Origin of the sequence: Pseudomonas mandelii (assembly GCF_002251635.1) — a bacterium.
Lineage (GTDB): Bacteria > Pseudomonadota > Gammaproteobacteria > Pseudomonadales > Pseudomonadaceae > Aquipseudomonas > Aquipseudomonas mandelii_B.
This window is the reverse complement of the sequence record NZ_NMOJ01000080.1, coordinates 16,367-27,268: the sequence shown is the minus strand read 5'-3', so window position 1 is coordinate 27,268 and position 10,902 is coordinate 16,367. Positions and strand designations below refer to the sequence as shown.

The following is a 10,902-nucleotide window of genomic DNA, read 5'->3' as shown; positions in this document are numbered from 1 at the left end:
CCNGNNGGACACTTAGTCCTTGCCCGGCGATCCCCTGCCGAAGGCTGGGGAAAACGTACCTGTGATGGAATTTCAAAAGACATGAGCGACCAACAACTCGACCAAGCCCTGCAACAGGAAGAAAACTCCCTGATCGCCCTGCGCAAGGAAAAGCTTGCTGCCGAGCGCGCCAAGGGTAACGCCTTCCCCAACGACTTCCGCCGCGACAACTACTGCGATGCCTTGCAGAAGCAATACGCGGACAAGACCAAGGAAGAGCTGGCGGAAGCGGCGATCCCGGTCAAGGTGGCAGGTCGCATCATGCTCAACCGTGGCTCGTTCATGGTGATCCAGGACATGACCGGGCGTATTCAGGTCTACGTCAACCGCAAGACCCTTTCGGAAGAAACCCTGGCCNCGGTGAAAACCTGGGACATGGGCGACATCATCGCGGCCGAAGGCACCCTGGCCCGTTCCGGCAAGGGCGACCTGTACGTTGAGATGACCAGTGTGCGCCTGTTGACCAAGTCGCTGCGCCCTCTGCCGGACAAGCACCACGGCCTGACCGATACCGAGCAGCGCTATCGCCAGCGCTACGTTGACCTGATCGTCAACGAAGACGTGCGCCAGACCTTCCGCGTGCGTTCGCAGGTCATCGCCCACATCCGCAGCTTCCTGATGCAACGTGACTTCCTGGAAGTGGAAACCCCGATGCTGCAAACCATCCCGGGTGGTGCCGCAGCCAAACCGTTCGAAACCCACCACAACGCGCTGGACCTGGAAATGTTCCTGCGTATCGCGCCTGAGCTTTACCTCAAGCGCCTTGTTGTCGGCGGCTTCGAAAAAGTCTTCGAGATCAACCGCAACTTCCGTAACGAAGGCGTTTCGACGCGTCACAACCCTGAATTCACCATGTTGGAGTTCTACCAGGCGTACGCCGACTACGAAGACAACATGGACCTGACCGAAGAACTGTTCCGCGAACTGGCACAGCTGGTGCTGGGCAGCACCGACGTGCCTTACGGCGACAAGGTGTTCCACTTCGGCGAGCCGTTTGTACGCCTCTCGGTGTTCGACTCGATCCTCAAGTACAACCCAGAGTTGACCGCTGACGACCTGACCGACATCGACAAGGCCCGCGCCATCGCCAAGAAAGCCGGCGCCAAGGTGCTGGGCTTTGAAGGCCTGGGCAAACTGCAGGTGATGATTTTCGAAGAACTGGTGGAGCACAAGCTGGAGCAGCCGCACTTTATTACCCAGTACCCGTTCGAAGTGTCGCCGCTGGCCCGTCGCAACGACGACAACCCGAACGTTACCGACCGTTTCGAGCTGTTCATCGGCGGCCGCGAAATCGCCAACGCCTACTCCGAGCTTAACGACGCGGAAGACCAGGCCGAGCGCTTCATGGCGCAGGTGGCCGACAAGGACGCCGGCGACGACGAAGCCATGCACTACGACGCCGACTTCGTCCGCGCGCTGGAGTACGGCATGCCACCGACTGCCGGTGAAGGTATCGGTATCGACCGGTTGGTGATGTTGTTGACCAACTCGCCGTCGATCCGCGACGTGATCCTGTTCCCGCACATGCGGCCGCAAGCGTAAGTGTTTCAATAAAAAAGCCGCCTATAACAGGCGGCTTTTTATTGCCTGTCTGGTACAAACGTATCAAATGGTTACTTTTGAAGTAAGAGAGGAAGACCTGTCGTGAACCGTGCAATTGCTCAAGAAGGTGCAGCGGGCGTCGCCACTGCGGTCGCTGAAAGCGTTCAGTACCAGGGCCGCAAGGCCAGCCGACAGGGCAGCGAACAGCGTCGACAGGACATTCTCGATGCGGCCATGCGCATCGTCGTGCGTGACGGCGTGCGGGCCGTGCGCCATCGCGCGGTGGCGTCGGAAGCCGGCGTGCCATTGTCGGCCACCACCTACTACTTCAAGGACATCGATGACTTGCTCACCGATACCTTCGCCCAGTACGTCGAGCGCAGCGCGGCCTTCATGGGCAAACTGTGGGTGCGCAACGAAGGCCTGCTGCGCGAGATGGTCGCCTATGGCGACGGCAGCCCTGAGTCGCGCTCGCAACTGGCCGACGACATTGCGCGGTTGATGGCGGACTATGTGCACCGGCAACTGATCAACCGCCGCGAACACTTGATGGCCGAACAGGCGTTCCGTCAGGAAGCGNTGCTTAACCCGCGTCTGGCGGAACTGGTGCGTTCTCATCAGCAGATTCTGTTGCAGGGCACCGGGCAGTTTTTCCAGGTATTGGGTTCCCGTGAGCCGCAACAGGATGCCAAAGTGTTGACGGCGATAATCGGTCGGATGGAATATCAGGGCCTGCTCAACGACGCCGAGCCTGTCGCCGAAGCCGAAATGCTCGGCATCCTGACCCGCTACATGCACCTGGTATTGGCGTCGGTGTAATTCCTGCGGGAACCCACACCCCTGTGGGAGCGGGCTTGCCCGCGATGACGGACTGACATTCAACATCTTTGTTGCCTGACAGATCGCTATCGCGAGCAAGCTCGCTCCCACAGGGGCCGGGGTCGGTTTGAGATCGCGGTGTATCGATAGGGAGTGTTGAATGAAAGCCTGGCGTGTCGTTGTGATCGCCTTGTCGTTCCTGCTGCTCAGTGGCTGTCTGGTGACCTTCAGGGATCCACTGCCCGCCAGCGACCCCGCGCCCAAAGGTCTGCTCGGCAAATGGACCAGCACCAACGCCTGGGGCGAGCCGATGAATCTGGAGTTGACCCGTCTGAGCGACAATCGCTACCAGGCGGTCAGCTACTTCAAGGCCAAACCCAAAGAGCGCGAGGCCTACCCCTTTACGGTGTCACGCCATGGCAGTCGCTGGTACCTGTCGGCCAAGGTGCCAGCGCAGTTCGGCGGGCATTTCATCATTGCCGGGTTTGAACTCACCGATAAGCACGAATTGGTGGTCTACAACCTCGATCTCGAGCAGATCAATCAAGCCCTCGGACAAGAAGCCCTGAGCGGTGAAGGCTTCCAGACCGATGATGGCGACGGTGTCTTGATCAACAACAGCATGGATCAGGTCTTTGCTTACCTCGATGATCCGGCCAATTCCGATGTCTTCGTCGAGGCGGTGCGCTATCAGCGCCTGGCCAAAGCTAAAGTTAAATAAAGCCAGCACCTAACGGTTTTACTACAGGAGTTTCGGGTGGACGATTACCAGCAGACGATACGCATTTTGTCCGATCGCATAGTGCTGGCGCAAACACCGATTCGCGTGCTCGACGCCGTGAAGTGGGACGAGAACATTCGCCAGGGATTCCTCAAGGCCAAGGGCAAGGCTTTGCCCGCCGTGGACCGCGATTATTACCTGAACCGGCCGCTGTCGTTCGACTCCAGCGCGGTCAAGCTTGAGTTCCAGAACATCGAGCGCGACATCACCCGCCAGCTTGGCCAATTCAACCCGGTCGGGCAGATCATGCGGCGGATGTGCAAGGANTACCGGATGGTGGTGCGCATGCTCGAAGCGCGCGGCACCGAGGACTTCGGCCTGATCTCCCAGGAACTCTACGGCGCCGCCTCCGATGCCTTCCACGCCGGCGACCCGACCCTGGCTGACCTCGGCCTGATGCTCTCCGACTACCTCAATAACATTGATGGCCGGGGTGACCTGAAGGACGAGCCGAAAATCCTCACCGCCAAGGATGCCGTGCATTTATTGCAAACCCGGCTGANCAAGGTATTTGGCGAGGCGGAAGAAACCATTCGCGTGTTCGAGTCCGACGGGATCGTCGCCGACGCGGCGGCCGGCGCCGACTACATCAAGATCCGCGCCGACGCGATGTTCAACGAACGTGATGTGCGCGCGCTGGAAGTGCATGAAGGCCTGGTGCACGTCGGCACCACGCTCAATGGCCAAAATCAGCCGATCTGCACGTTCCTGTCCAAGGGGCCGCCGTCTTCCACCGTAACCCAGGAAGGCCTGGCGATTCTGATGGAAATCATCACCTTCGCGTCCTACCCCAGCCGCCTGCGCAAACTGACCAACCGCACCCGCGCCATCCATATGGTGGAGGAGGGCGCTGACTTCCTGCAGGTGTTCGAATTCTTCCGCGAGCAAGGTTTTGAAATGGCCGAAAGCTACGGCAACGCCAGCCGGGTGTTCCGTGGCTCGACGCCGACCGGCCTGCCGTTTACCAAGGATTTGTCCTATCTCAAGGGCTTTATCATGGTCTATAACTACATTCAGCTGGCCGTGCGCAAAGGCAAGCTGGAACAAGTGCCGCTGTTGTTCTGCGGCAAGACCACGCTGGAAGACATGCGTACCTTGCGCCAGTTGGTCGATGAAGGCCTGGTGGTGCCGCCCAAGTACCTGCCCGAGCAGTTTCGCGACATGAACGCACTGGCGGCGTGGATGTGTTTCTCCAACTTCCTCAACCACTTGAGCCTGGATCGGATCGAAGCGGACTACTCAAACATCTTATAAGGCAGGCAAGGTCCCTGTGGGAGCGGGCTTGCCCGCGATTGCGGTTTAACATTCAACATTGATGTCGCCTGACACACCGCTCCCACAGGTTTACTGTTTCACCACCAGACCCTGTTCCAACCTATTTTTTGCGAGGTTTCAACGGATGAGAATCCTCGGCATCCTTTGCCTTCTCCTGACCCTGAGCGGTTGCAGCTCCCTGCTGTTCTACCCTGAGCCCGGGCTGCCGTTCACGCCGGGAAAAGCCAAACTCGAATACCGCGAAGTGACTCTGACCACCGCCGATGGCNTCAGGCTGAACGCCTGGTGGCTGCCGGCGAAAAAAGGTGTCGAGGTCAAGGGCACCGTGCTGCACTTGCACGGCAACGGCGGCAACCTCGCCTGGCACCTGGGCGGCAGTTGGTGGTTGCCGGAGCAGGGCTATCAAGTGCTGCTGATCGATTATCGCGGTTACGGTTTGTCCGAAGGCGAACCGAGTTTGCCCGCGATCTATCAGGACATCGACGCCGCGTTCAAGTGGCTCGATCAGGCGCCGGAAGTCAGAGGTAAACCACTGATCCTGCTCGGCCAGAGCCTCGGCGGTTCAATGGCCGTGCATTACCTGGTTCAGCACCCCGAACGCCAGAAACAACTCAAGGCTTTCGTCCTCGACGGCGTGCCCGCCAGTTATCGCAGCATCGGACAGTTTGCCCTGAGCAATTCCTGGCTGACCTGGGCGTTCCAGGTGCCGCTCTCGTGGCTGGTGCCGGACGGCGACAGCGCGATCAATTCCATGGCGCAGCTCAACGGCGTGCCGAAACTGATCTACCACAGCATCGACGATCCGATCGTGCCCCTTTCCAACGGCATCCGTCTGTATCAAGCTGCGCCGCCGCCGCGCGTGCTGCAATTGACCCGTGGTGGTCATGTGCAGACGTTCGCCGACCCGGTCTGGCGCAAGGTCATGCTGCGTTATCTCGATGACCCGCAGCATTTCAACGGCCTGCGTCGGTTGGGTGAAATCCCCAATTACCCGGCACCCCCGAATTCAGAAGATGAACCCTCAGAGAGTCCGCAATGAGTGAAGAACGTAACGCCATCCCGCTGATCNTCACCGGTATCGGCACCATCATCGGTACCGTCGGTTGCCTGTGGTTCTACGGCTACCTGCACTTCGCCAAGCCGGAAGATGCATTGCTGCTCAGCGACTTCACCCTGCTCAAGACCGTACCGGGCGAGGACTATAAAATTTCCCTGACCCCGGCCGCACAAGTGGCGCAATGCGTTGATGGCGTGCTGGTGATGTTCGATACCGAGCAGAAAGGCTTGACGGGCGTCTTGGTCAACAACAAGAAAAAAGCCGTGCGCTGCATGGGCGAAGAAACCCCGCAGAAGCTGGAGCAGTGAACACTATTTATTGTGGGAGCGGGCTTGCCCGCGATGGCGGCGGCNCCGCGATGGCGGCGGCACAATCAGTATAAATATGTCAGACAAACCGCTATCGCGGGCAAGCCAGCTCCCACAGGATTGAGTGAACAACAAAAAAGCCCCGCCTGATCGACTCAGGCGGGGCTTTTGTGTTTCAGCGGGTGATGCTTAGTTCGAGCTGATCGCCGAACGCGGGATCACCGGCTGGTTGTCGTTGGAAATGGTCACTTCCACACGACGGTTCATCGCACGACCCGAGGTGCTGGTGTTTTCCGCAACCGGGTATTCCTTGCCATAACCCTGCGCAACGATGCGCGCTGGATCAACGCCCATCTTCACCAGCGCCATGCGCACGGAACCGGCGCGACGCTCGGACAGCGACTGGTTATGCGAAGCCGTACCGGTGCTGTCGGTGTAGCCTTCGACGATCACTTTACGGTCCGGGTTATCACGCAGGAACTGCGCCAGCTTGGTGATGTTCACCAGGCCGCTGGATTTCAGGTCGGACTTGTTGGTGGCGAACAGCACGTCACCGAACGTCACCAGGGTGCCGCGATCAGTCTGCTTGGCGTTGAGGCTGTCCTGCAACTGCTTGATCTGCTGATCGCGAGCATCGAGGCGCGCCTGGGCACGTTGCGCGGCAGCGTTTTTCAGATTGGCTTCAGCGGTGCGCAGGGCGATGGTCTGCTTCGCCACTTCAACACGCTGATTGGTCAGATAGGCCAGTTGATCGACCTCGTTCTGATCTTTTTTGTCCAGGTAAGCCTTGTCGGCCTTGTCCAGGTAATCGCTGGCGTCTTTGGTTTCCAGTGCCGCCACTTTGCTGGCTTGCGGGTTGGCTTGCAGGCCGCTGTAGTTGGTGCGGGCCTGTTCCAGGTTCGCGTTAGGCGGGGTGGAGCAGGCAGCCAGTGCAACGCTTGCGGCCAGGAGAGCGGGGATCATCAATTGTGTACGCATAATAATTCGTCCTTTCTATCGATAAGAGCTTCAGGTCTGGGGTCTGGATGCGCGCTTACTGCACGGTGCGCTGGCTTTCCTGACGCAGTTCCTGAACCCCTTTCTGAGAGTCCTTCACAGCCTGTTCGGCTTTCATCGCCTGAGCTTTGCGTTCGGCTACGCGAGCGTCCCACTCAGCCTGTTCGGCCAGCACTTTAGCCTCGGCATACTTTTTGTCGTGCATGGCGATTTCGGCTTGTTTGAGCTTGTCCTGCGCGGACTTCATTTCCACGGCGGCGAACTCGGTGCCGCCGGCGCTGACGGCACCATTCACAGCGGATTGGGTCACGGCGAATTGCTCGGTTGGCGGATTGCCCGCACAACCGGCCAGTACGAAGCTGCTGCCGATTGCCAGGGCAGCCAGTTTCAAACCGCGCAGGTGATTGAAAGAGGTCTTGGCAGTGCTGATCTTCATGGTCTTCAACTCCATTGGTATAACTCCTGAAAAACTTAAAAATCCATGCTGGGCAAGGAGCCGTAACCGTCAATTTCCGGGGTGTTTTGAAACGGCCGTCCCAGGCGTGGTTAATGGCTGTGACCCGAGGGGTTTTTCAAAAGTTCAGAGAAGATGGCCTATCGCCTGAAAATACTTTGACCGAACGGACAAGGCTCTAAATCGGGAACTTTGGCGATGTGCAGCGGTATGCCCGACCTTTTCAAGGCTCGGGAACACGCAATTATCGAAGGGATATGCAGGCTAAATGTGGGAGCGGGCTTGCTCGCGAAGGCGGTGTGTCAGTCAACATTTTTATCAACTGATACGCCGTCTTCGCGAGCAAGCCCGCTCCCACAGGGTTCAGTGGGGAATCAGTGTTTCTGCTTGTCATCACCCGATGACAAATCGTGCAAGTGACGACGGGACAACGCGAGAAAACGCGGGGTCGGGCCGACGTCTTCGTACAGCGGATCACCTTCTTCATCGGTGGCCACCACGGTCGATCCTTTCACGTAGGGAAAGCTCTTTTCGAGCTCTTCCAGCGCGGCGCCGATCAGTTCGCCAAGCAGTTCTTCGGGTTGGCGCTTGGGGTACATTTCGGTAATGGCCGCCAGTCGTGCGGCCGCTTCCATGTCCAGATGAATCCTGTAACCGGTGTCGGTCAGGCGACCCTTGGCGTTTTCTTCCCAATGCTGGGCAAGTTCGCGGATTTTCATAAAAACCTCATTTCGCTCCTGCTCGTGGCAGGCGTGTGAGTGTCCGCCAGCGGTCGGCGGCAAGCCGTTGTACGGCTTACTCTTCAGACTAGCTCGAACCCATAAGGTTTACCGTCCCTTCGTCGTCTGCTTGTAAGAAGCGCTTTAGAGCGGCACTCTCTGTGGTCAGAGCATGGCATTCATAGACACCCGGATTTTCGCTGGAGAACTGCTGATGACCGATATTGATGCACGCTTGCGTGAGGATGTTCACCTGCTGGGTGAACTGTTGGGCAACACCATTCGAGAGCAATACGGCGATGATTTNCTCGACAAGATCGAGCAGATCCGCAAGGGCGCCAAGGCTGACCGTCGCGGTTCGATGGATGCCGAGCTGAGCGCCAGCCTCAACCAATTGAGCGAAGAAGAGTTGCTGCCGGTAGCGCGGGCGTTCAACCAGTTTCTCAACCTGGCCAATATCGCCGAGCAGTATCAGCTGATTCACCGCCGCGAAGAATCGCAACCGGCGCCGTTCGAGGCACGGGTGTTGCCGGAACTGCTCGCGCGCCTGCGCGCCGAAGGCCATAGCGCCGAATCCCTGGCCCGGCAACTGGGACGGCTGGAAATCGAACTGGTCCTGACCGCGCACCCGACCGAAGTGGCGCGCCGCACGCTGATCCAGAAATACGACGCCATCGCCGCGCAACTGGCCGCCCAGGACCATCGCGACCTGACGACAGCCGAGCGCGAGCAGATCCGCGAACGGTTGCAGCGGTTGATCGCCGAAGCCTGGCACACCGAAGAAATCCGCCGCGTGCGGCCCACCCCGGTGGATGAAGCCAAGTGGGGCTTTGCGGTGATTGAGCATTCGTTGTGGCAGGCCATCCCGAATTACATGCGCAAGGCCGATAAAGCCCTGCACGCCGCCACCGGCCTGCATTTNCCACTGGAGGCCGCGCCGATTCGGTTTGCCTCGTGGATGGGCGGGGACCGTGATGGCAACCCGAATGTCACCGCGCCGGTCACCCGCGAAGTGCTGTTGCTGGCGCGCTGGATGGCGGCGGATTTGTATTTGCGTGATATCGATCACCTGGCGTCCGAGCTGTCGATGCAACAGGCCAGCCCGGCGTTGAAAGCCAAGGCCGGGGACAGCGCCGAACCTTATCGCGCGGTGCTTAAACAGTTGCGTGAACGTCTGCGGGCAACGCGTAACTGGGCACATGCCTCTTTGACGGCCACCACCCCGGCACCGGCCGATGTGTTGCACAACAACCGCGACCTGCTGGATCCGCTGGAGTTGTGTTACCACTCCTTACACGAGTGTGGCATGGGCGTGATCGCCGACGGTCCGTTGCTCGATTGCCTGCGTCGGGCGGTGACCTTTGGGCTGTTTCTGGTGAGGCTTGATGTGCGCCAGGACTCGTCGCGGCATACCGCGGCCATGACAGAAATCACCGATTACCTGGGGCTGGGTCGCTACGAAGACTGGAGCGAGGAAGAGCGCATCGCCTTCCTGGTGCGTGAGCAGAACAACCGTCGGCCGTTGCTGCCGGCGTACTTCAAGCCGTCGGCCGACACCGCCGAAGTGCTGGCGACGTGCCGGGAAATTGCCGCTGCCCCGGGGGCCTCGCTCGGCTCTTATGTGATCTCCATGGCCGGCGCCGCTTCCGACGTGCTCGCCGTGCAACTGCTGCTCAAAGAGTCCGGCGTGTTGCGGCCGATGCGCGTGGTGCCGTTGTTCGAAACCCTCGCCGACCTCGATAACGCCGGTCCGGTGATTGAAAAGCTGTTGCTGCTGCCGGGCTATCGCTCGCGCNTGCATGGGCCGCAGGAAGTGATGATCGGCTACTCGGACTCAGCCAAGGACGCCGGCACCACGGCTGCCGCCTGGGCGCAGTACCGGGCGCAGGAACGTTTGGTGGATATCTGCCGCGAACAGCAAGTGGAACTGCTGCTGTTCCACGGTCGCGGCGGTACCGTGGGGCGTGGCGGCGGCCCGGCGCACGCGGCGATTCTGTCGCAGCCGCCCGGTTCTGTAGCGGGACGTTTCCGCACCACCGAACAGGGGGAAATGATNCGNTTCAAGTTCGGCCTGCCGGACATCGCCGAGCAGAACCTCAATCTGTACCTGGCCGCGGTGCTGGAAGCCACGCTGTTGCCACCGCCGCCGCCCGAGCCGGCCTGGCGCCATTTGATGGACGAATTGGCGGCAGACGGTGTCAGCGCTTACCGCGCCGTCGTGCGCGAAAATCCCCAGTTCGTCGAGTACTTCCGCCAGTCCACGCCGGAGCAGGAGTTGGGCCGTTTGCCGTTGGGCAGTCGCCCGGCCAAGCGCCGCGCTGGCGGGATTGAAAGCCTGCGCGCCATTCCATGGATCTTCGGCTGGACCCAGACGCGCCTGATGTTACCCGCCTGGCTTGGCTGGGAAGCTGCATTAAGCAAGGCGCTGGAGCGCGGCGAGGGCGAGTTGCTGGGGCAGATGCGCGAGCAATGGCCGTTCTTTCGCACNCGCATCGATATGTTGGAAATGGTCCTGGCCAAAGCGGACGCCGACATTGCCCGATCCTACGATGAGCGTCTGGTCGAGCCGGATNTTCTGCCATTGGGTGCGCACTTACGCGACCTATTGTCGCAGGCGTGCAGTGTGGTCCTTGGCCTGACTGGCCAGTCNCAGCTACTGGCACATAGCCCTGACACCCTTGAATTCATCCGCTTGCGCAACACCTATCTCGACCCGCTTCATCTATTGCAGGCCGAACTGTTGGCCCGTTCGCGNCAGCAGGAGGCGGCGCAGGATAGCCCTCTGGAACAGGCGCTGCTGGTGTCCGTGGCGGGNATTGCTGCCGGTTTGCGAAATACCGGCTAAGGTTTTCGTCGTGGGGGAAGGCGCCCGGCGCGAGCTTCGGGTGCCGGTGGGCGAGAGGCTGAAAAGG

Annotated in this window: 10 protein-coding genes; 7 read left to right on the top strand and 3 right to left on the bottom strand. The window is 59.9% G+C overall.

The window, feature by feature from the left end:
• The first annotated feature begins 81 nt into the window (after positions 1 to 81).
• The 6 genes from lysS (at position 82) to B7L09_RS11540 (ending at position 5,821) form a co-directional block, all read left to right on the top strand.
• Positions 82 to 1,581: a lysine--tRNA ligase gene (gene lysS / locus B7L09_RS11565; protein WP_094468913.1), complete on the top strand. Its 1,500-nt coding sequence runs from the start codon at positions 82 to 84 to the stop codon at positions 1,579 to 1,581.
• A gap of 102 nt (positions 1,582 to 1,683) precedes the next feature.
• On the top strand, positions 1,684 to 2,400 hold the full coding sequence (locus B7L09_RS11560) for a TetR/AcrR family transcriptional regulator (protein WP_094468912.1): 717 nt from the start codon (positions 1,684 to 1,686) through the stop codon (positions 2,398 to 2,400).
• 160 nt (positions 2,401 to 2,560) lie between these two features.
• Positions 2,561 to 3,121, top strand: coding sequence for a hypothetical protein (locus B7L09_RS11555; RefSeq protein ID WP_094468911.1), 561 nt, complete (start codon positions 2,561 to 2,563; stop codon positions 3,119 to 3,121).
• Between the two features lie 36 nt (positions 3,122 to 3,157).
• Positions 3,158 to 4,435, top strand: coding sequence for a flavohemoglobin expression-modulating QEGLA motif protein (locus B7L09_RS11550; RefSeq protein WP_094468910.1), 1,278 nt, complete (start codon positions 3,158 to 3,160; stop codon positions 4,433 to 4,435).
• A 145-nt stretch (positions 4,436 to 4,580) separates the two neighbouring features.
• Entirely contained in the window at positions 4,581 to 5,495 is a 915-nt protein-coding gene (locus B7L09_RS11545; protein WP_094468909.1) for an alpha/beta hydrolase, read from the top strand.
• Positions 5,492 to 5,821: a PA3694 family proteiin gene (locus B7L09_RS11540; RefSeq protein WP_094468908.1), complete on the top strand. Its 330-nt coding sequence runs from the start codon at positions 5,492 to 5,494 to the stop codon at positions 5,819 to 5,821. Before B7L09_RS11545 ends, B7L09_RS11540 begins: the two co-directional genes overlap by 4 nt.
• A gap of 189 nt (positions 5,822 to 6,010) precedes the next feature.
• On the opposite strand, the gene lptF is transcribed toward B7L09_RS11540, so the two are convergent.
• From lptF to B7L09_RS11525, 3 genes are all read right to left on the bottom strand, one after another.
• Positions 6,011 to 6,799 (bottom strand): lipotoxin F family OmpA-related lipoprotein LptF, encoded by a 789-nt coding sequence (gene lptF, locus B7L09_RS11535; RefSeq protein ID WP_094468907.1) that lies wholly within the window; start codon positions 6,797 to 6,799, stop codon positions 6,011 to 6,013.
• Positions 6,800 to 6,854: 55 nt separating this feature from the next.
• Positions 6,855 to 7,268, bottom strand: coding sequence for a DUF4398 domain-containing protein (locus B7L09_RS11530; protein ID WP_094468906.1), 414 nt, complete (start codon positions 7,266 to 7,268; stop codon positions 6,855 to 6,857).
• A 377-nt stretch (positions 7,269 to 7,645) separates the two neighbouring features.
• On the bottom strand, positions 7,646 to 7,990 hold the full coding sequence (locus B7L09_RS11525) for a pilin assembly protein (RefSeq protein ID WP_094468905.1): 345 nt from the start codon (positions 7,988 to 7,990) through the stop codon (positions 7,646 to 7,648).
• Between the two features lie 214 nt (positions 7,991 to 8,204).
• Here B7L09_RS11525 and ppc point away from each other — a divergent pair, with 214 nt between their 5' ends.
• Complete coding sequence (gene ppc, locus B7L09_RS11520; RefSeq protein ID WP_094468904.1) at positions 8,205 to 10,835, top strand: phosphoenolpyruvate carboxylase; 2,631 nt, start codon at positions 8,205 to 8,207, stop codon at positions 10,833 to 10,835.
• Positions 10,836 to 10,902: the final 67 nt, after the last annotated feature.